Origin of the sequence: Neglectibacter sp. CSJ-5, from assembly GCF_032490475.1 — a bacterium.
GTDB lineage: Bacteria > Bacillota > Clostridia > Oscillospirales > Acutalibacteraceae > Hominenteromicrobium > Hominenteromicrobium mulieris.
Genome location: NZ_JAVYJC010000003.1, coordinates 165,667 through 185,733, shown reverse-complemented (window position 1 = coordinate 185,733; position 20,067 = coordinate 165,667). Strand labels below are relative to the sequence as shown.

The window sequence follows — 20,067 nt, the reverse complement described above, 5'->3', positions numbered from 1 at the left end:
AGGAAAGAAAGACAGAGCATCAGGAGTGGCTTCTGATGCTCTGCTTTTTTATAGGTCATTTTTAGAATGTCAGGAAAGGATGAACACTTATGTATACTGTTGTAATCGTTGATGATGAGCCGTGGGCATTGCAAGGGCTGGCAGAAATCATTGATTGGAACAACGAAGGTTTTTCTATTATAGGCCAGTTTACGGATCCGGACGAGGCTTTTGAATTCCTGTGCAAAAAAGAACCTGATGTAGTGTTTACGGACATTCGAATGCCTGGACTTTCCGGATTGGATCTCATTGAGATGTCTCGCGTAAAGGGGCTTAACTGTGAGTTTGTGCTTATAAGCTCATATGAAGATTTTGAGGCAGCACAAAAAGGAATTCGCCTGCATGTGTGGGAATACATTTTAAAGCCCTATAACGCGGAAGATATCCATAGTGTTACTAAAGTTTTGTCACTTCATTTGGAGAAGAGAAATGATCTCGTCAGTGTGGAATGGAACGATTGCGCAGAAGAAATCTTGCGTAAGGCGGGATCGCTTCAGGACCAGCTGAAAAACTACCAAACAATGGTTTTGTACATTTGCTCTCGTCCATGCGAAGAGCCGGAAGTATTGAGAGAAGAAAAGTGGATTCCTTTTGTTGTCAAAGACACCGGGGGTGCATATCTGAGAGTATCTGCAAAATCCCATATGTCCAGACTCAACTTGCCTCAAGAGGATAATCAAAAGTGGGGAGTCAGTCGGGAGCACAAAAGTGGAGTAAATTCTTTACCTCAAATGCTACAAGAAGCTTGGTACGCATTGTGGGCGGGATTTTCTTATTCCGGCAGTGAAAAGGTAGGAGAGATTCAGTTTTATCTTTGCAAAAATATGAATGAAGAGATCTCTCTTAAATCAGTGGCGGAGAAGTATCATTTTTCCGAACCATATTTTTGTACACTGTTTAAAAAGGGGACCGGTATGTCGGTTATCCATTTTGTTCAACATGTGCGCGTTCATTATGGAACTTATCTCATTCGAAACAGTGAAAAAAAGCTTCAAGAAATCGCGGAAGAGGTAGGATTTGAGAATTACAGCTATTTTGGGAAGCTATTTAAGAGATATATTGGACAAACTCCAGAAGCCTATTGGGATGGCTCAGAAGGAAAATTAGGAATATAAAGAGTAATGACGGTGTAATGATTTTCTTGAGAGCGTAAAGAAAACCGAAAATCTTTTCCATAGAATAAATGCAAACGGCGGAGTACATTATCAAGACCGATGTGGTCGTTATGGAGAGCTTCTCCTTCCTGAGAGTAACGTTGTTCTATTTCTTGGATTTTTTCCAAAGGAATTCCTATTCCGTTATCTGCAATTTTAAGAAGAAGAATACCGCTTTCCTCGTTTACTTGGCCCTGTATGAAAAGAATACAGGGCTTTCTTTTTCTTTGAAAACCGTGAGTGATGGAGTTTTCAACTATAGGTTGCAAAATCATAGAAAGAAGTGAATGGGATAGTGCTTTCGAAGAAATATCTACTCGTAGTTCATAGCGCAGTGGGGAACGCATGTCCATTACATTGAAATAGTGTTGCACATGATTCAGCTCTTCTTTTAAGGATACGACCAGATTGCTCCGAAGGCTGTATCGGAAAAGACTGGATAAAGAGGTGAGCATATTTTCAAGTATAGGGACTTGATAATGGTGAGCCATACTCCGCATGCTCTCTAAAGTGTTGAAAAGGAAATGGGGGCTAATCTGATTTTTATATGCGTTTAGCTGCGCTTGCTTTTGAGCCAGTGTGGTTTGATACAACGTATGGGACATTTCCAGTTGCCGACGATTGGCAATATCCAGTACGTTCAGTGTTTGATTGATGCTTTCTGCCAAATACCTAAGGTCACTGAGGTTGGGCAGAGTTAGTGATTTCCTTATTCCAGCTTGAATATCCTGCATATCTGCAATCATCTGGTTTATTGGTTTAGAGATATAATGTTGAATAAGCCATGTGGAGAAGATCAGACAGGCGCAGGTACCTAAAAGAACCGTTGTAGCGATAATTCCAATTTGAGCACTGCTTTGCAAAAGATTAGCAGTAGGAACCATGTCAATCATAGACATGTCTATATTTTCCAACATCACTGTGTGGCAGGTATATTCAACGTTACCTATCCGAAACTTGCCTGGGGTTCTTTTATGTAAAGCTGACATTTCTAATTGAGATACTTCTCTGCTGATATAAACAATATTATTATGATAAAGGATGGCTTTGATTTCTCCAACATATTTTTCCGAAGAGGACAGACCTACCAATGTATTGACATCAATTAATGCCATTCCTAATGCGTACTCATCGGAAATGTAACCTGAAAGCAGAGTATTATATACCGGAAAGCAATAGACCAATTGAGGTAGTTGATTGGAATCATCTCCGGGAGGGATGGTGAGGAAGAACGGTTCACGGGACATATTCTTATTGTCTTGGAGAATTTTTTTCGCAAATTGCTGATAGCGGTATTTTCCAGTAGTACCTGAATAAAAGGTGTGACCGTAGGGGCTGGTGATAATGACTTCAGTAATTATGGGCAGGGATGTTTTCAAATAACCCCAAAGTTGGTTGCAGCCGGAGATGTTGTTGAGATATACAAGAGGCTTTTTGCTAAAGAGAATCTCTTGCATGTTGGAAAAATAGGAGAGTTGTGTAACACTATGCTCAACGTTGCGGAACTGAGAGTCAAGTTGTGCTTCTATACTTTCGGAAAAAGTCTGAAAAGAGCTTTCAAATTGATCCTTGGAAAAGGTGTAAATGAACAGAGAATATAATGCTGAAATAATAAACAAAAAAAGGAGCATTACTGCGAGACTGATTCGCAGAAAATGTTTGATAGAAATACTTTTTTTACCAGTCATAAAATATCTCCTTTGCACGAAAGAACAGTATTTAGCCAAGTATACCTTATCTATAGAAAAATGTAAAGTAACAGAATTGCGATTTATTGATAGAGTAAAGACTAAAGGCGTTGACAAAAGTTACAATTTCAAGCGGCGTAGAAGAAAAAAATTAGGAAAATCTTAATTTTGTAAGAGAAGTGCAAAAGATTGTCCCTGTGCAAACGAAAAATTCTTCGATATAATTTAAGCATAGATTTTGGAGATTTCCATAAAAACTTTTGACAAATATTCCAAAACAGAAAGGCGGATGAATGTGGAAAAAAAAGAAAAAACAATAAAGCAAAAGTCTCTTTGGCAAGAGATTTGGAAAAACAAAGCAATCTATCTGATTATGCTACCGGGTATCATATGGTTCATTGTTTTTTCTTACGGACCTATGTCTGGTTTGCAGTTGGCATTTAAAACATACAGTATGAAGCAGGGGATTTGGGGAAGTCCTTGGTGCGGATTGGAGAATTTTCAATACGTGTTTCGGGATCCATCTTTTTTAAAATCCGTTGGGACGACTTTATGGATAAATGCTGGACGATTAATCTTTCAATTTCCTATTCCTATCATATTGGCACTGCTGATGAACGAGTTGAGAATGAAGCGATACAAAAAAGTTGTGCAGACAGTGCTGACATTCCCGCATTTCTTGTCTTGGGTTATTGTGGCAAGTATTGCAATCAATGTCCTTTCTTATGACGGTTTGTTGAACAGTTTAATCCTGTCTTTTGGGGGAGAGACAGTGAACTTTACAGGAAACGCCAAACTGTTCCAGCCGTTGCTGTATATTACGGAGAACTGGAAATCCGCTGGGTGGAGTGCCATCATCTATATGGCAGCGATTTCGGGAATTGATATGGACCAGTATGAAGCAGCGGATCTGGACGGAGCTTCTCGAATACAGAAAATCTTCCGTATCACCCTTCCGAATATTCTCCCAACTATTTCGGTGATGTTTGTATTACAGATGGGCAACATGATGTCTGGAGGATTCGATCAGATTTTTAACCTTTCTAACCCCGCAGTAAAAGATGTATCTGAAATCTTAGATATGTACATTTACAATATTTCATTCGGCTCCACACCCGATTTCGGTTTCTCAACAGCTGTCAGTTTTTTCCGTTCTGTGATAAACTGCATATTTTTAGTAGCTGCTGACAGGGGTGCAAAAGCACTGGGCGGAAGCGGTTTATTTGGTTGAGGAGGTAGTGTTAATGAAAAGAAAGAATCAGATTCATAAAAAACGGTTCGATGCAGTGGATGTTGTGGTGTTTATTTTGTTGACTTTATGGATGCTTTTGGTCATCGTTCCGTTCGTCAATGCCATCTCTATTTCCTTCGCCACACAAAAGGAATACGTAGACAATCCTTTGATGCTCTTTCCTTCGCAGCCTACGCTGCAAAGCTACAAATTGCTTCTCAATGATTACCGCATTTGGGTAGGTTTTCGCACTTCCTTTTTATTGGTAGTGGTGGGCGTTCCGGTAAGCATGCTTTTGACTACGATGTTGGCTTATGGCACCAGCCGAGGAAATTATCCAGGAAAAAAGATTATTATCGGCGGAATTCTCTTCACAATGCTTTTTAATGGGGGTATCATTCCTCTGTACTTGCAGATGAAGGAAATGGGACTGACTAACACTATTTGGTCAGTGGTTCTGGCTGGAACAGTGAATGTATTTTATTTTGTGATTATGAGGAATTACTTTCAGTCTTTGCCGGAATCTTTGATGGAGTCAGCTCGTCTGGATGGTGCAGGAGAATGGAGAATCCTATTTGACATTATCCTTCCTTTGTCCAAACCGATTATTGCTACTTTGACATTGTTCTATTTGGTGGATCGATGGAACGAATGGTACAATGCCTTGATTTTTATTCGTAATACGGATCTGCAACCCTTACAGTTAGTTTTGCGATCCATTGTGATGGAGTCCAGTATTGTCAATAACGTAACCAGTGCTGCCGCTATGGAGCAAATGCAGAATTTTAACATGGGCGTGAAAATGGCAGCAGTTATCGTAACAATCTTGCCAGTTATGTGCGTGTACCCTTTCCTACAAAAACATTTCGCTCAAGGCGTGATGGTGGGGGCGGTGAAAGCTTAATAGAACTGTTCCAGATAGATATAGAAAAAGGAGGAGGATAGTTAATAGTTATTTAAAAATGACGGATCGACATACATCAAGAATCAAAATGAAAGGATGAAAGAAGTGCAAAAAAGCAAAAAGTTTATAACAGCGTTTTTAGCAACTATCATGGTGATGTCTACAGCGGCTTGTGGTGGGAATGCAAGTCAGAATAGCTCATCTCAGCAGAGTACAGGGGTATCGTCTGCTACAGGAGAAGAAAAGACCGGATATGACACTCATGTGGAGCTGTCTTGGTTTAAAGAGGGCATCACGGGTCATGAGATTAACTACGACGGAGATGCGTTGGGTCAGTTTTGGCAGGATAAATTCAACACTACTTTCGACTTGACCGCTGCTACCATGGATGATTCAGACTGGAGTCAACGCTTGCGTATCTGGATTAATTCCGGAGACATGCCCGATGTGGCCCACTGGGGATTTAACTACGGTGAGTTGGTTGACTACGCCGCCCAAGATGCAGTTTACCGTTTCCCTGACGATTGGAAAGAGCGTTGGCCTAACGTAGCTGCAAGTCAGGAATGCGTTCCAGGTGCAGCTGTAGCGGAAGAAAAACTGGGTGGTACATACACACTGTTCAGAACTATCTTCGCTAATCACCGTCCTTCTAAGAGATTAAGTTATCATGCCCTTTTGTATATGCGCAAAGACTGGATGCAAGCTTGTGGAGTCGAAATCAAAGATACATATAGCCCATCAGAGCTGGAAGAGATCGCCACAAAGTTCAAGGAAGAGGATCCGGGTAATGTAGGAAGCCAGCTGGTACCAATCAGTATTCGTACATATGATGTTCCTAAGATTTATCCCGGCACATATTTCCCTCAATCCATCAATGTCGGCGATGGCTACTACAAAGATGAAAGTGGACAGTTCCAGTGGGCGCCGGCGGACGAGCGCACTCTGGAAGGATTAAAGAAATATCAGAACCTTTATACCAGCGGACTGTTGGATCCTGAATTCTACACCTTGACTCGATATGAAGGTACAGAAAAGTTATACATCGGAGGCACCGCAGGCATCGTTTTAGATGACGGTATGGGCTATATGATTCAAAGCCGAATGGAAAACGGACTTCAGAAGAATCTTGGACTGAACCCTGATGAAGCGCTGCATATCGCTCAATTAGTAGGTGAGGATGGAAAGTATTATTATCGTGAGGACATGAACTTCTACGGATCCATCATTTTCTCTCCCACCATTACCGATGAAGAGTTTGAGAGAGCCATGGATATTCTTGATTTTTGCTGCACGGAGGAAGGTCAGGAAATTATCAATATGGGTTTTGAAGGGGAAGATTGGAAGCGGGATGAAAACGGTGAATATGTCAGCCTTCTTCCGAATGAGATTACTGGTAATGCCGGTTCTATTTTGGCAAGCAAATATCCTACTGCCGATGTGTTCTTTGGTGGCGTTATTCTGGGTGATGATTTCCAGTTTGTGACTCCCAACTATACTAAAGAGACCCGAGATACCATTTCTCATTTCTATCAGTTGCGAGATGAACTTTCCGATGAAACCACTTTGTTGCCACGCGAATATGATTATGAGTTTTATAGTTCTCGTACTAAGACTCAGGCCAACATGGATTTGTCTGAAGAGTATGCTCAGCTGATTTTGAAAGAAGGAGATTTGGAGACAAATTGGCGCAACTGGGTGGATGAGAAAATGCAGTTGGTACAGCCTCTGTTAGATGAATTGAATGAGCAATAAACGCGTTCTTTTCTGAAAAACAGAAAAACAGGATAGTAAGTTAGCGATAATTCAGGAGCCTGCCCTATACGCATGAGCAGGCTCCTGTCTTCTTTAAGGACCAAAGGTAGGGATGGACGAATTTATGGAGTATGAACTTTATACCGGAAGATACACGGGAGAACCCTCCGAGGATGGGGTGTGCTCTTGGAATTTCGATGGGGCGGTTCTTCGACGAAAGAAACAGTTTGGAAAGTTAATAAACCCTTCTTATGTACTGCCACATGGAGATCGCTTGTATGTTGTGGAAGAAATCCTCGATGGAGCAAGTGTGGCTTGTTTTTCTGTGGATAATAAAGAAAAATCAAGCGTTTTATGGCATAAGGAAGTACCTGGAGCTGGATTGTGCCACTGTGCGATTATCGGGAACAGTTTGTATGTTTCCGGATATACTGGAGGAACACTCACGGGGTTGAATGCTATTTCGGGACAAGTTATGTTTTATAAGGAGTTCTCGGGGCATGGTTCCAATACTCTTAGGCAGGAAAAGTCCCATATTCATTCCGCGCAGCCTACGCCGGATGGTTCCCGACTTTTGGTAGCAGATCTAGGCACTGACCGTCTATACAAGTTTGTGATGGATGCCAAAATCGGCTTGATGCTTGATGAGGAACAGCCGTACTTTCAGGTAAGAGCGGGACAGGGACCGAGGCATTTCGCGTTTCATCCAAACGGAAAATGGCTGTATCTGGTAACAGAATTGGATTGTTCACTTTTGGTGTTCCGGTATCAGAATAACAGATTGAACCAAGTGGGAGAATATTCCCTGAGGGAGAAGGGCGATCCGGACAGTTCATTAGCAGCAGATATTCATGTTTCTCCGGATGGAAAGTTCTTGTATGTTTCTGTCCGTGGTCCGGGATGTTTGCAAGGATTCGAGATTCAAAAGGAGAATGGTTTGTTAAATCCTTTGGGGAGATTTTCCACTGGTGGCTGGTGTCCCCGAAGCTTCCATATTAGTCCGGATGGACGCTACGTAGCAGTAGCCAATCAGGAGTTGGGGACGTTGGAAGTGTTTTCTAGAGAAAATACGAACGGACAATTGGGAAAGTTGCTGTGCTGCGTGGAAGTTCCTCATGTGTCCTGCGTAAAATGGAGGAACGAATTCTTGCGGTAACATATACAGATAGGAGGTATTGCAATGGAACGAAAAAAGGCAGTGGTAACAGGAGCTAGCCGAGGTATTGGGAACGGGATTGCCCGTTGCTTGGCCAGAGAAGGGTATGACTTAGCCATTTCCTACGCTACTAAGCAGGAGGAAGCTCAAAAGTTGGCTAACGAACTTCAGGAAACGTATGGTGGAAAGTGCTTCTGTTTTCAGGCTTCCTTAGAAAAGGAAGGTGTTGGTGTAGAGTTATTGAAGAAAAGTGTTGAAGCTTTGGGTGGGTTGGATTTGCTCGTAAATAACGCTGGAGTGACCCGATTTGAGAATATCCTTGACTTGACGCCAGAAGTTTTCGATTTGCTGTTTCATCTCGATTTCAAAAATTACATACTAATGATGCAAGAAGCAGCGCGTTATATGGTAAAAAATAAGGTGAGAGGTAGCCTAATCAACATCACATCATCCCGAGGTGAACGTGCCTATGCAGGGGATTTTCTTTACGGAGGGTTAAAAGCTGGACTTAATCGGGCGATCCAGTCTATCGCTTTGGATTTGGCACCTTACGGGATCAGAGTTAATAATGTAGCGCCTGGAGCTGTTCGAGTCCGGGATAAGCAGGAATTGGTAAATCAGGGAAAAATAGATTTTTGGGACGATTTGGGAAAGAAGATTCCATTGGAACGCTGTGGTATGCCTGAGGATATCGGAGAAGCTGTGGCTTTTTTAGCTTCGGAAAAAGCTTCTTATATTACTGGCACTACTCTGAGAATTGATGGAGGTCTGATTCTTCCCGGTATGCCGGAACATGTTTTACCTGAGGAAGATTTCAATGGGTGGAGCAAAGCTCATTCCTTGTTCGCAGAAGAAGTATTTAAGAGAATTGTTTAAGAAAGGAGCTTATTTGATATGGTCACAATTCGGAATATTAAAACAATCCTTACAGCGCCCCGAGGCATTGACTTAGTAGTAGTAAAAGTGGAGACCAGTGAGCCGGGGCTTTATGGATTAGGCTGTGCCACATTTACCCAACGTTGGGCGGCTGTAGCCACGGCAGTGGAGGAATATATGAAACCTTTGCTGGTGGGACGTTGCGTGAATGATATTGAAGATATCTGGCAGACAGCTATGGGAAGTTCCTATTGGCGTAACGGTCCTGTACTCAACAACGCTATCTCTGGTGTAGATGAAGCGCTTTGGGATATTAAAGGCAAAATGGCGGGCATGCCGGTATATGATCTGCTAGGAGGAAAGTGCCGGGAAGCAGTGTCGGTCTATCGTCACACTGACGGTGCCACTCCTGAAGAGGTGGAAGAAAATGTTCGCAGGTATATGGAAGATGGATATCGTTATCTTCGATGCCAGATGGGAACTTATGGCGGTCAGATGGGAAAGGGAAAACAACGAGTCATTTCTCCGGAAAACAGCAAGCCTGGTGCTTACTATGACCCGAATCAGTACTGTGCGGGGGTAGTTAATCTATTTAGCCATCTTCGCGACAAGTTAGGATATGAAGTGGAGTTGCTTCACGATATACACGAGCGGTTAACACCAGCACAGGCGATAGGGTTAGCCAAGAAACTTGAACCATACCAACTGTTCTTTCTGGAAGATGCTCTTTCGCCGGAGCAAATGGGGTGGTTTAGCCATTTCCGCAATCAGACAGCAGTACCTCTTGCCATGGGTGAGTTATTCAATAATCCGATTGAATGGAACGAGCTAATCTCCAAGCGATTAATCGACTATATCAGGGTTCACGTCAGTCAGATAGGTGGCCTAACGCCTGCCCGAAAGTTGGCGGCGTTGTGCGAGAATTTCGGCGTACGCACTGCTTGGCATGGACCTGGAGATCTTTCTCCGGTGGGAGTGGTTGCCCAACTTCATCTGGATCTTGCCATTCCGAATTTCGGAATTCAGGAGTTTTCTGGGTTTTCCCCAGAGGAAGAAGAGGTATTCCCAGGTTGTCCTCAAGTGCGAAATGGTTATCTGTATGCCAATGATAAGCCCGGTTTTGGTATAGATATTGATGAGAAAAAGGCGGCTATGTATCCTTGCAGTTACCGTGAGCCCGGATGGCTTTTGGCTCGTACTACTGACGGCACAGCTGTAAGACCGTGATTGCAAATTATAAGTGTAGAAAGGAGAATTAAGTTTGAAAATCCTAAGTATTCCGAATGAAAACGGAAAAATGACTTGCTTTTGGGAAGAAGGGGCAAGTTCTGGAAAAAAGCCATTGATTATTTGCCTGGCGGATAAGGAAGAAGATGCGCAAAGGGATCTTAATTTGCTGTTTTCTCAAGCAAATGGAGCAAGCGTTGCAGCTTTAGTGGTCTATCCGCAAACCGAAGAGCAGATTGTAGGAGATTGGCTCTACTCATTGCGCCAGAGAGAGGACGTGGACGAAAATAGAATTACTCTGACAGGAACCCTTTCCGCAGCGGACTGGGTCTGGCGTCTTGGAAGCCATTTTCCACAGTGGTTCGCGGGAATTTGCGCTGTTGGAGGTTATGGAGATCCCTATGAAGTTAGAGCCATGAAAAATGTTCCTGTTCGTGCTTATTTGGTAGAAGAAGAACCACAGATTATACGGAAGGGAAAAGTGGCAGTGAACGTGGACCAACTGGTCATGAGCCTATTAACTGCAGGTTCGGAATGTATGGAAATGAGATCTATGTATGAGAAAAATCCATGGAATAAGGCAATCCAGGAAGATGGGGTGGTTTCATGGCTTTTGGAACAGAACCGAAAACATCAATTTCAGGTGATATGGCTGAAACCCGGAGTATGGCGTATTGACGATTGGTTTTCTTCCTCTTGCTATTTGATTGAAGGTCAGGATAAGGCGTTACTTATCGACACAGGTTTAGGAGAAGGAAACTTAGCGGAACTTGTGACGTCTCTCACCAATCTTCCGGTAGAGGTGGCTATCACTCATCCCCACGGTGATCACATGCACTGGGTGGATTCTTTTGATCGTGTGTACCTGCATAAAGATGATATTGCCTTGATGAGGGAAGAATCAGATGTATTTCCTGCAACGTTCCGTTATCCGAACAATTCTCATACAGAGTTTATTCCTATTGAGGAAGGGACGAAGATTCATTTAGGAGACATAGACGTAGAAGTGTGGGAATTATCCGGTCATACTGCGCATTCGGTAGTATTTGTGGATCGTAGTCATAAATGTATTTTCACTGGGGACGCTATTGGATCTGGTTATATTGTACTTTTGATTTGCTCTGAAGAACATGCAATGGAGACGGTAGAGCAGTACCGGGAAAGCCTGATGAAAATAACCCCTCGCATGTCTGAGCTGAAGAATTTTGCTTGGTTAGGCGGTCATGGAATTCAAGAAAACGGCTGTGATCCGCGTCATCAGCAGGATTATTTAGCAGGGGAGTCTCAGTATTTTAACCCAATTCGTCAGCAGGTTATGCTGGATATGATCTGCCTGTGTAACAATTTAATTTCTGGAAAGATTTCTTGGAAATCGGTCATGGATTCTCCGGAACATTATTGCAATACAGGTTCTGCAGGAATTTTTTTCCATTTTATTTAAAAAATCGTGTTTTGAATGAAAAGAAAGACAGAGCCTTTTAGGTGCTGTCTTTCTTTTTATAAAGAGACCTGCTCGCTGGGCAAGTGGTTCTGGTTTCATAGGGTATCTCAAGGAAAAAGCGGCTCATGATTAATGAATATCGGAATGCATGGCAGAGCAATAACAATTGATTCCATGTGTTGATGAGCGCTTAAATTCTTTTTCAAAACAAAAAGAGGTATAATTAGAGAAAAGCTCAACATATAATGCAGCACAAGTATCACAGACAAGGGTGTGTTACGATGAAGCAGAATGTTGAGGACAGAGCCGCCATGCTGGGGGAGTATATCGTAGAGAACAAAGCTACTGTGCGCCGTGCCGCAAAGCAGTTTGGCGTGAGTAAATCCACCGTACATAAGGACGTTGCCGAGCGGCTGCGCAGCGTGGATATGGGGCTTTACAAAGAGGTGAGCAGCGTACTGGCGGTGAATAAAGCCCAGCGGCATATCCGCGGCGGTATGGCGACAAAGCGTAAATACGAGGCACAGAAGAAATGAGAAAAGCCCTCCGCAAACAAATACGGAGGGCTAAAATTCTATGCGGCTTTAAATAGCTCTGTTAGCTTTTTACAGGTACTTCCTGCGGGGCCTTTTTGTGGTGGCTTTCCGGTAATGTATACTTGCTTGTGAAGCGGTTGTAATAGCCGGTAAAGCGCGGGTCGCCGGAGGTTTTGATCTCGTTTAAGTAACCGTGTGTGTCCATGGTGGAATCCTTGATCTGGATCAGGCATACTGCAATGTTAGAGCAGTGATCGGAAACGCGCTCGAAATTGTTGAGGATGTCTGAGAGCACGAAGCCGAGTTCAATGGTGCACTTGCCTTCCTGTAAGCGGCGGATATGGCGGTTTTTCAGTTCAACTTTCAATGAATCGATGACCTGTTCGAGCGGCTCTACTTCGTAGGAAAGCTGTAAGTTGTTCTCGACAAACGCGTCTGTCGTGATGTTCAAAATCTCGATGATGGCACCTGTGAAGACCTCAAGCTCCTGCTGGGCCTTTTCGGAGAATTTCAGATCTTTATCATGAATCTCGCGTGCAACGCGCAGGAGATTCACCGCGTGGTCGCCGATACGCTCGAAATCGCCGATGGTATGCAACAGCTGCGAAACATCGTTGCTGTCGGACGTGGAGAGGTTTTTACTGGAAATTTTGACGAGGTAAGAACCGAGCTTATCTTCGTACTGGTCGATGGTTTCTTCATTTTTCTCGATTTTTTCTGCTGTGGCGGAATCAAAATGCGAGAGCAGACCGATGGCATCCAAAATGGTGTCGCGCACAAGGTTTGCCATTTTTGTGGTGGCATTGCGGCACTCTGCAATCGCGAAGGACGGAGAGAGCAGCAGACGCTCATCGAGCAAAACCGCGTGCGGGTCCTGCTTGCCGGGCTTCAGGCGCTTATCACGCACGGTGATAACGGCGAGCTTTTCAAGCTGATTGCAGAAGGGCAACAGAATGAACGTGGTGATGAGGTTGAATGCGGAATGCACGACCGCGATCATAAACGAGGAGATCGGCTGGTCGGTGAATGTGAAATGGAAAATGCTGTTTGCAATATAAAAGCCGGAAAGACAGATGACGGTGCCGAGCACGTTAAAGTAGATATGCACGGCGGTCACGCGCTTTGCGCTTTTTGTGGTGCCGATGGAGGAAAGCAGCGCCGTGATACATGTGCCGATGTTCTGGCCCATAATGACCGGCAGCGCCATGCTGAACGAAATGCTGCCCGTCATGGCAAGAGACTGCAGAATGCCGAGCGAAGCAGCGGAGCTCTGAATGAGTGCCGTGATGCCTGCGCCGACTAAAATGGCGATGATGGGGTTATCGAGAATCGTTAAGACCTCTTTAAACTGCGGCAAGTCCGCAAGCGGTTTTACCGCGCCGCTCATCATGGTCATGCCGGTCATCAAAATGGCGAAGCCGACACATACGGAGCCGATGTCTTTTTTCTTGCTGCTCTTGGTGAACATGATGAGAATGATGCCGATGAGCGCCACGATGGGCGAAAAGCTCTCCGGCTTTAAAAGCTGTACGAAAACGTTGTCGCTCGTGATGCCGGAAAGGCTTAAGATCCACGCAGTGACGGTGGTACCGATGTTTGAGCCCATGATGACGCCGATGGTTTGCCCAAGCTCCATGATGCCGGAGTTGACGAGGCCGACCAGCATGACCGTCATAGCAGAGGAGGACTGGATCGCAATGGTGATGCCCATGCCGAGCAAAAGGGCCTTGAAGCGATTCGAGGTCATGGAACGCAAAATACGTTCGAGCTTACCGCCGACCATTTTTTCAAGGCTGGAGGAAAGCAAATGCATGCCGTAGAGGAAGAACGCAAGTCCGCCAAAGAGTGTAATAACGGAGAAAATGTCCATTTGTGGTTGCAGCTCCTTTGTGTGCGCAAAACGCTCGCTTTTCAAATTTTTTTCTTTTTTCTTACTTAATCTTTACATACAAGCTTATTCTAACATAGGTGACGGCGGGAATTCAATGCTTTTTTGATAAAAAACGTCGAAAGAGAAAATTATCTTGCCTTGACCCGCGGTAAACATCGCGGTATACTGTATTTATATTTTAGGCGCATTTTAAGCAAACGCATTTGAATACTTGAAAAATAAGGTGGGAAACGTGATGAAAACGGCGGCAATTTTGGTAGCGGCGGGCAGCTCTGCACGTATGAAAAGCGGCGGCGCATCGAAAACGATGATGGAGATCGGCGGCGAGCCGGTTTTGAGCCGTACACTGCGCGCATTTGAGAATGCCGCGTGCATCTCAAAGATCGTTATTGTGGCGCGTGCGTGCGATTTCGATGCAATCCAAAAAGCGTCAGCGTTCGTCACAAAGCCGCTCACGATTACCGAGGGCGGCAAGGAGCGGCAGGATTCCGTTTCAAACGGTGCGGCGCTTTGCGGTGACGCAGAGTATATCGCCGTGCACGATGCGGCGCGACCGTTTATCACGCCGGAGGAAATCGAAACCGTGTGCGCGGACGCGAAAAAATACGGCGCGGCGACGCTGGCGGTGCCGGTGAAAGACACCATCAAGGTTGCTGCGGCGGACGGCACGGTGTGCGATACGCCGGAGAGAAGCACTTTGCGCGCCATTCAGACGCCGCAGGTATTCCGCCTTTCTTTGTATAAAGAAGCGCTGTGCCTTGCAAAAAACGCCGGAAAGCAATATACGGACGATTGCCAGCTCATTGAAGCGGCGGGCGGCAAGGTATATTTGACCCCGGGCGACTACAAAAACATCAAGATCACAACGCCGGAGGATCTGCTTGTGGCAGAGGCTTTTGCGGCGGAAAAGTAAAGGAGTGTTACTATGCGGATCGGTCACGGTTATGACGTACACAAGCTTGTAGAAAACAGAAAGCTCATTTTGGGCGGCGTGCATATCCCGTATGAAAAGGGGCTTTTGGGGCATTCCGATGCGGACGTGCTTGCGCATGCCATAGCGGATGCTTTGCTCGGCGCGGCGACGCTCGGGGACATCGGCGTGCTTTTCCCGGACGATGACCCGCAGTACGCCGGTGCGGACAGCTTAAAGCTGCTCGCGGTGGCGGTGGCGGCGGTACGCCGCAAGGGCTTTGGGATTGAAAATATCGATGCGACGGTTTTGGCACAGCGTCCGAAGCTGCGCCCGTACATCGATGAGATGCGCCGCAACATTGCATCCGCCTGCAACCTCGACCTCGATTGCGTGAGCATCAAGGCGACGACGGAGGAGGGCCTCGGCTTTACCGGCCGCGGCGAGGGTATTGCAGCGCATGCGGTGTGCCTGCTGAAATAAATTTGCAGTATTTTTGAGAGCTTCGCTTCGGCGGGGCTCTTTTTTGCACCAATTCCCGGCTTGTCTCATATTCTGTTTTGATGAGACTGTTTTGAAGGCTTGGAGGTGCTTGCAATGGAAAACAAAAGAGACACGGGCGGGAAGCGGCTTATTGTTGTCAGCAGCGTGACCTATGCGCTGAAAAGCCGTGATCTGCTTTTTCAAAGAGGGATAAAAGCCTACATTGAGCGGCTGCCGCGCACCCGAGAAAGCGGCTGCGGCTATGGTGTATATGTTCCGCAGCGCACGGACGAAGCGGAGCGCATTTTGCGGGATGCAGGCGTGAAAGTGTTCTACCGTGCGGAACGGGGCGAAAAGAAATGATCTATCTCGATAACAGCGCGACGACGTACCCAAAGCCGCTTTCGGTGCGCCGCAAAATGGCACAGGCGCTGGAGCAGTTCGGCGCGAACCCCGGCCGCGGCGGGTTTAAAATGAGCTTGCAGACGGCGCAGGCGGTCTACGATGTGCGGCAGAAGGCGGCGAGCTTTTTCGGTGCGGCGGGCCCGGAGTGCATCTCGTTTCAGCCGAGCTGCACGCAGTCGCTGAATATCGTTATCCACTCGTTAAAGCGTGGCGACCACGTGCTTGTGACCGATTTGGAGCACAACGCGGTTTTGCGGCCGCTGAAAGCCATGGAGGCGCACGGTGTTTCGTTTACCGTTGTGCCCGTGACGCCCGGCGACAACGACGCGACGCTCGACGCGTTCCGTCATGCGATGCGCGAGAACACAAGGTTATTGGTCTGCACGCAGGCCTCGAATGTATTCGGCATCCGCGTGCCTGTGGAGCGGCTGGCGGCGCTTGCGCATATATACGGCGCGGAAATCTGCGTGGACGCGGCGCAGTCCGGCGGGGTGATTCCCATTCATGCGGAGCGCGACGGCATCGATTACCTTTGCTGCGCAGGACACAAGGGGTTATACGGTCCGATGGGCACGGGTATGCTCATTACGAAAAACGGCGAAAAGCTGGAAAGCCTGATACAGGGCGGCACGGGTACGCGCGCGTTAGAGCCGGACCAGCCGCGGGAAATGCCGGAGTACCTTGAAAGCGGCACGCAGAATGTGCCGGGCATCCTCGCACTCGGCGCGGGCATGGATTTTGTGCGCACGAACGGGGAATACATGCTGCGGGAGAGGGAAATGCGCCACATTTGCCGCGTATACGAGGCATTCAAAAACATGCCGCATGTTGTTTTATACACCGCAATGCCGGACACGATGTACTTTGTGCCGGTGCTCGGCTTTAACGTGCGCGGCATGCAGAGTGAAGAAGTGGGCGAGGTGCTTGCAAAGCGGAATATTGCCGTGCGCTGTGGGTTCCACTGTGCGCCGCTCGTACACCGCAAAATGGGAACGGACGGTGAAACGCCCGGCGGCGCGGTGCGCGTTTCGCCGGGTGCGTTCACGACCGACAGGGACATTACGGAGCTGATTCGCACGGTCTATTCGCTCCGGGCTGAAAGTGCGGCGCGAAAAGTTGAATAAAAATGAACAAAGTGTAAATAAAAATCAAAAAATATAGAAAAGAACAGGAAAAAACATACAATTCCCCCTTTTCATCCCCACCTCTTTGTGTTAAACTATATACAGTACGCATTTAGGTTTTGTAAAAAGCAAATCGTATGGAGCGGATGTGCACCGTGTGCATGTACCGCCGAATCCTGTGCAAAGAGGTGAATGCTTTGAATAAGGTTTTTGAAGCCATTACTTCCTGGTGGGAGTGGATGGTGAGCATTGCCATGAATTTTCAATTTAAAGATGCCGTTGATATTATCATCGTTGCACTTTTGATCTACGGTGTGGTCAAGCTTGTGCGCGAAACGCGCGCGGGGCAGCTTGTAAAGGGACTTTTTCTGCTTGTCATTTTGTTTATTATTTCTTCGTATTTTAATCTGGTGATGGTCAGCCGCGTGCTGGCGTATTTCTTCCAGTTCGCTTTCGTCGCAATCCTCATCGTGTTTCAGCCGGAAATCCGCAAGGCGCTCGAGCAAGTGGGCCGCAACAACGTCGGACAATCTATTGCGGCTGTGGTAACAGGCCGTGACCGCAGCTATGACCGCGCGCAGATCCGCAAGGCAATCAACGCCGTGGTGGACGGTGTGGGGATTTTACAGCAGCTCAAAATGGGCGCGCTTATCGTATTCGAGCGTAAAACGAAGCTTGGCGACATCATTGAGACCGGCACGCAGATTAACTGCGAGCCTTCCGGCCAGATTGTGGGCAATATTTTCTTCAATAAGGCGCCTTTGCATGACGGCGCCATGATCATTCGCGACGGCATGATTCATGCGGCGGGCTGTATTCTGCCGCTGACGAAAAACACTTCGGTCTCTGCAGAGCTCGGCACGCGCCACCGCGCGGCGCTCGGTGTCAGTGAGGAATCGGATGCCGTGGTCGTGGTGGTTTCGGAAGAAACGGGGCAGATCTCCGTGGCTGTAAACGGCGTTTTGGCGCGCCGCTTTACGCGCGATACGCTGCGTGATGTTTTGGAGGGGTACCTCATTCCGCAGGAAGAAGCTTCCACCGTGCGCCGTAAGTTCGGCGTGCTGAAAAGCAAAAGGACGGTGAAGAAGTGATGGCAAAAATGTCTAAGAAACCCAGAAACGAAGTGAAACAACGCTTACGCGTGTTTGAAAACAACACAATTTTGCTTATCTTTTCATTCCTTGCCGCGGCAGCCGTCTGGTTTGCCATGATGGCGAGCAACTCCGAAAGCCGCGCAACCGTGATCCGCAATGTGCCGATTAACGTTGAAATTTCCGATACGGCGCAGGAAGCCGGTGTGCGCGTGTTCAGTATGAGCAGCAGCGCGACGGATGTGAGTATTACGGGCAACTCACTCATCACAAGTAAGGTGACGAGCGAGGACATCGGCGTTACGGCGACGCTGGATCCTTCCGTCAGCATGCTGACGGGCAGCAGCTTGCAACAGACGACGCTTTCTCTGCGCGCAGCAAAAAAGGGCAACACCCTCGCCGAATACGAGGCGGAAAGCGTTTCGCCGTCCGAGATCACAGTGGTGTATGATAAATATAAAGAAACGCAGCTCACTTTGGAAACAAATTTTCAGTACACTACGGCGGAAAATTACTATGCGCCTTCTACGCCCACACTTTCTACGGAGCTTGTCACGGTCTCCGGCCCGGAAAGCAGCGTGAACAAGGTGGCGCGTGCCGTGTTGGAATATAAGTTCAGCGAAGAGCTCACGCAGTCGAAGTCGCTTTCCTGCAAAGTGACGTTGTACGACGCGAACGGCAATGTACTTGACCCAACGGAGCTCTATTTGAAGCTGAGCGACGACACGGTGGAGGTCTCCATTCCGGTGACGAGCCGACAGACGGTCAAGCTGGAAGCGGATGTGCGCAATATTCCGGACAGCTTTGCCTCGAACCGCATCACGATCGACCCGGCAGAAATTGAAATTGCCGGCGACGGTGAAACGGTCTCAAAGTACACGACCCTGACGCTCTCCACGCCGATCAACTTCCTGGACGTTACGCCGGAAAACAACACGTTCACGGTGGCTATCCCGGTGCCGAGCGGTGTGACAAATGTGACGCGAGTGGAAAACGCGACCGTTACATTCAACCTGAACGGTTACAAGGAAACGTCTGTGCTGACGAGCAACATCAGCGTCATCAACGTGCCGGAGGGTATGGAAGCAGAGCTTTCTACAAAGACGCTCACACTGAAGATCATCGGCACGGCGGCGCAGATCTCGAAGCTGACGGGAGATTCCGTTTTCTGTACGGTGGATCTTTCCACGGTGACAGACCCGAGCGGCAGCATGGAAGCGCCGGTGACGGTGACGATTAACAATGCGGATTCCTGCTGGGCGACCGGCAGCTACACGGCGCATGTGACGCTTTCGCCGAAAACCGAATCTTCCACCAGTGATGCTTCGGACTAAATAAGCAAAATGAAAACCCGCCGAGCTGAAAAGTTTCGGCGGGTTTGTGTTTTATGGGGAGAGTACATTCAGCGTAGCGCGATCATGTCGCCGGTGAAGTGCGAAAGCCAGTCCTTTACGGCGAACGGTACGCCGGTGGCCTTTAAAATAACGATCACCAAAATGATGGCGATGAGAATAAGCAGCACCTTAAGCGCAAACTGCGGGTTGCCGTGCTGGTGCTCGTCTTCGTGCTCCGGCACATGGTGTTCTTTAGCGGTCTGCTTGGCGGTTTCGGGTTTCCGTGTTTTTTCTTCCATAACGGCACCTCTTTTCTGCAAAGATACAGAATCTTTCATTTCCATTTTATCACATGCTTTTCCTGTTTTCTATAATTTATCGACTTTTTTCTTCGAAAAAATCAACAAAAATTCGAGGGATATTTTTGTGTTGAGAGCTTATAAAACAAGACATTTTGGTGACTTGTTTTAGAGAACCTCCTTAGTAGGGTTTCCCTACGACTTGAACGTCCGCCGGAAGTTCAAGTCTACCTGTCCTGACGATTACGAACGCAAAAGTGTTTCGTCGTCTGCGGACGACGACGCAAGGTACTGCCTTGAGAATCCGTAAACTTTCTTGAAGAAAGTTTAATCAAAGACTTTGTTCGTCGCTTTGCCGACAGATGGAGAATGTGTTTTTCTTTTTCTACAAACAGTTTCGCAGATAATTGTGAAATTCTGTTGAATAACCGGCAAAAAAATGCTAAAATATTCTTTTAAAAATGAAATGAATTTACATAGAACACGGTTGCCGCGCAGTAGTTGGGGTTGCGCGGAAAATCGGGCT

Annotated in this window: 18 protein-coding genes; 15 read left to right on the top strand and 3 right to left on the bottom strand. The window is 46.8% G+C overall.

The features are described from left to right. Window positions 1-89 precede the first annotated feature (89 nt). Window positions 90-1,154 carry a response regulator gene (locus tag R2K26_RS07645; protein WP_316519462.1) on the top strand — a complete coding sequence of 355 codons (1,065 nt, stop codon included), beginning with the start codon at window positions 90-92 and terminating at the stop codon, window positions 1,152-1,154. Here the strand turns inward: R2K26_RS07645 and R2K26_RS07640 are convergent. After that, entirely contained in the window at window positions 1,118-2,881 is a 1,764-nt protein-coding gene (locus R2K26_RS07640; protein ID WP_316519461.1) for a histidine kinase, read from the bottom strand. The genes R2K26_RS07645 and R2K26_RS07640 overlap by 37 nt on opposite strands. Window positions 2,882-3,176: 295 nt before the next feature. On the opposite strand from R2K26_RS07640, the gene R2K26_RS07635 reads away from it, so the two are divergent. The 8 genes from R2K26_RS07635 to R2K26_RS07600 all read left to right on the top strand — a co-directional run bounded on the left by R2K26_RS07635 (window position 3,177) and on the right by R2K26_RS07600 (window position 12,004). Continuing rightward, window positions 3,177-4,112 carry an ABC transporter permease subunit gene (locus tag R2K26_RS07635; protein WP_316519460.1) on the top strand — a complete coding sequence of 312 codons (936 nt, stop codon included), beginning with the start codon at window positions 3,177-3,179 and terminating at the stop codon, window positions 4,110-4,112. 13 nt (window positions 4,113-4,125) lie between these two features. After that, window positions 4,126-5,016 carry a carbohydrate ABC transporter permease gene (locus R2K26_RS07630; protein WP_316519459.1) on the top strand — a complete coding sequence of 297 codons (891 nt, stop codon included), beginning with the start codon at window positions 4,126-4,128 and terminating at the stop codon, window positions 5,014-5,016. A 96-nt stretch (window positions 5,017-5,112) separates the two neighbouring features. Then, window positions 5,113-6,768 carry an ABC transporter substrate-binding protein gene (locus R2K26_RS07625; protein WP_316519458.1) on the top strand — a complete coding sequence of 552 codons (1,656 nt, stop codon included), beginning with the start codon at window positions 5,113-5,115 and terminating at the stop codon, window positions 6,766-6,768. A gap of 112 nt (window positions 6,769-6,880) precedes the next feature. Then, a complete protein-coding gene (locus tag R2K26_RS07620; RefSeq protein WP_316519457.1) occupies window positions 6,881-7,924 on the top strand; it encodes a lactonase family protein in 1,044 nt (347 codons plus the stop codon). A gap of 24 nt (window positions 7,925-7,948) precedes the next feature. Beyond that, window positions 7,949-8,800 carry an SDR family NAD(P)-dependent oxidoreductase gene (locus R2K26_RS07615; RefSeq protein ID WP_316519456.1) on the top strand — a complete coding sequence of 284 codons (852 nt, stop codon included), beginning with the start codon at window positions 7,949-7,951 and terminating at the stop codon, window positions 8,798-8,800. Window positions 8,801-8,818: 18 nt separating this feature from the next. Further along, entirely contained in the window at window positions 8,819-10,027 is a 1,209-nt protein-coding gene (locus R2K26_RS07610) for an enolase C-terminal domain-like protein (RefSeq protein WP_316519455.1), read from the top strand. Between the two features lie 34 nt (window positions 10,028-10,061). Next, window positions 10,062-11,468, top strand: a complete 1,407-nt coding sequence (locus tag R2K26_RS07605) for an MBL fold metallo-hydrolase (protein WP_316519454.1) — start codon at window positions 10,062-10,064, stop codon at window positions 11,466-11,468. Between the two features lie 281 nt (window positions 11,469-11,749). Further along, window positions 11,750-12,004: a sporulation transcriptional regulator SpoIIID gene (locus R2K26_RS07600; protein ID WP_176820763.1), complete on the top strand. Its 255-nt coding sequence runs from the start codon at window positions 11,750-11,752 to the stop codon at window positions 12,002-12,004. A 61-nt stretch (window positions 12,005-12,065) separates the two neighbouring features. On the opposite strand, the gene R2K26_RS07595 is transcribed toward R2K26_RS07600, so the two are convergent. Beyond that, entirely contained in the window at window positions 12,066-13,874 is a 1,809-nt protein-coding gene (locus R2K26_RS07595) for a Na/Pi cotransporter family protein (RefSeq protein ID WP_396897234.1), read from the bottom strand. Window positions 13,875-14,130: 256 nt separating this feature from the next. On the opposite strand from R2K26_RS07595, the gene ispD reads away from it, so the two are divergent. The 6 genes from ispD to R2K26_RS07565 all read left to right on the top strand — a co-directional run bounded on the left by ispD (window position 14,131) and on the right by R2K26_RS07565 (window position 19,242). After that, a complete protein-coding gene (gene ispD, locus R2K26_RS07590; protein ID WP_316519452.1) occupies window positions 14,131-14,808 on the top strand; it encodes a 2-C-methyl-D-erythritol 4-phosphate cytidylyltransferase in 678 nt (225 codons plus the stop codon). A 12-nt stretch (window positions 14,809-14,820) separates the two neighbouring features. After that, window positions 14,821-15,288 (top strand): 2-C-methyl-D-erythritol 2,4-cyclodiphosphate synthase, encoded by a 468-nt coding sequence (gene ispF, locus R2K26_RS07585; RefSeq protein WP_308448987.1) that lies wholly within the window; start codon window positions 14,821-14,823, stop codon window positions 15,286-15,288. A 114-nt stretch (window positions 15,289-15,402) separates the two neighbouring features. Next, window positions 15,403-15,651, top strand: a complete 249-nt coding sequence (locus R2K26_RS07580; RefSeq protein WP_176820760.1) for a DUF3343 domain-containing protein — start codon at window positions 15,403-15,405, stop codon at window positions 15,649-15,651. After that, window positions 15,648-16,817 carry an aminotransferase class V-fold PLP-dependent enzyme gene (locus R2K26_RS07575; protein ID WP_316519451.1) on the top strand — a complete coding sequence of 390 codons (1,170 nt, stop codon included), beginning with the start codon at window positions 15,648-15,650 and terminating at the stop codon, window positions 16,815-16,817. The genes R2K26_RS07580 and R2K26_RS07575 overlap by 4 nt, the downstream gene beginning before the upstream one ends. 197 nt (window positions 16,818-17,014) lie before the next feature. After that, entirely contained in the window at window positions 17,015-17,908 is an 894-nt protein-coding gene (cdaA, locus tag R2K26_RS07570; protein ID WP_316519450.1) for a diadenylate cyclase CdaA, read from the top strand. Window positions 17,909-17,916: 8 nt separating this feature from the next. Continuing rightward, a complete protein-coding gene (locus tag R2K26_RS07565; protein ID WP_316519449.1) occupies window positions 17,917-19,242 on the top strand; it encodes a CdaR family protein in 1,326 nt (441 codons plus the stop codon). 68 nt (window positions 19,243-19,310) lie between these two features. Here R2K26_RS07565 and R2K26_RS07560 read toward each other — a convergent pair whose 3' ends face one another. After that, window positions 19,311-19,541, bottom strand: a complete 231-nt coding sequence (locus R2K26_RS07560; protein ID WP_176820757.1) for a hypothetical protein — start codon at window positions 19,539-19,541, stop codon at window positions 19,311-19,313. Between the last annotated feature and the right edge of the window lie 526 nt (window positions 19,542-20,067).

Coding starts and splice junctions, on each gene's coding strand:
- R2K26_RS07645 (WP_316519462.1), top strand. CDS start 90: ATGTATACTGTTGTAATCGTTGATGATGAGCCGTGGGCATTGCAAGGG.
- R2K26_RS07640 (WP_316519461.1), bottom strand. CDS start 2,881: ATGACTGGTAAAAAAAGTATTTCTATCAAACATTTTCTGCGAATCAGT.
- R2K26_RS07630 (WP_316519459.1), top strand. CDS start 4,126: ATGAAAAGAAAGAATCAGATTCATAAAAAACGGTTCGATGCAGTGGAT.
- R2K26_RS07625 (WP_316519458.1), top strand. CDS start 5,113: ATGAAAGAAGTGCAAAAAAGCAAAAAGTTTATAACAGCGTTTTTAGCA.
- R2K26_RS07620 (WP_316519457.1), top strand. CDS start 6,881: ATGGACGAATTTATGGAGTATGAACTTTATACCGGAAGATACACGGGA.
- R2K26_RS07615 (WP_316519456.1), top strand. CDS start 7,949: ATGGAACGAAAAAAGGCAGTGGTAACAGGAGCTAGCCGAGGTATTGGG.
- R2K26_RS07610 (WP_316519455.1), top strand. CDS start 8,819: ATGGTCACAATTCGGAATATTAAAACAATCCTTACAGCGCCCCGAGGC.
- R2K26_RS07600 (WP_176820763.1), top strand. CDS start 11,750: ATGAAGCAGAATGTTGAGGACAGAGCCGCCATGCTGGGGGAGTATATC.
- R2K26_RS07595 (WP_396897234.1), bottom strand. CDS start 13,874: ATGGACATTTTCTCCGTTATTACACTCTTTGGCGGACTTGCGTTCTTC.
- ispD (WP_316519452.1), top strand. CDS start 14,131: ATGAAAACGGCGGCAATTTTGGTAGCGGCGGGCAGCTCTGCACGTATG.
- ispF (WP_308448987.1), top strand. CDS start 14,821: ATGCGGATCGGTCACGGTTATGACGTACACAAGCTTGTAGAAAACAGA.
- R2K26_RS07580 (WP_176820760.1), top strand. CDS start 15,403: ATGGAAAACAAAAGAGACACGGGCGGGAAGCGGCTTATTGTTGTCAGC.
- R2K26_RS07575 (WP_316519451.1), top strand. CDS start 15,648: ATGATCTATCTCGATAACAGCGCGACGACGTACCCAAAGCCGCTTTCG.
- R2K26_RS07565 (WP_316519449.1), top strand. CDS start 17,917: ATGTCTAAGAAACCCAGAAACGAAGTGAAACAACGCTTACGCGTGTTT.
- R2K26_RS07560 (WP_176820757.1), bottom strand. CDS start 19,541: ATGGAAGAAAAAACACGGAAACCCGAAACCGCCAAGCAGACCGCTAAA.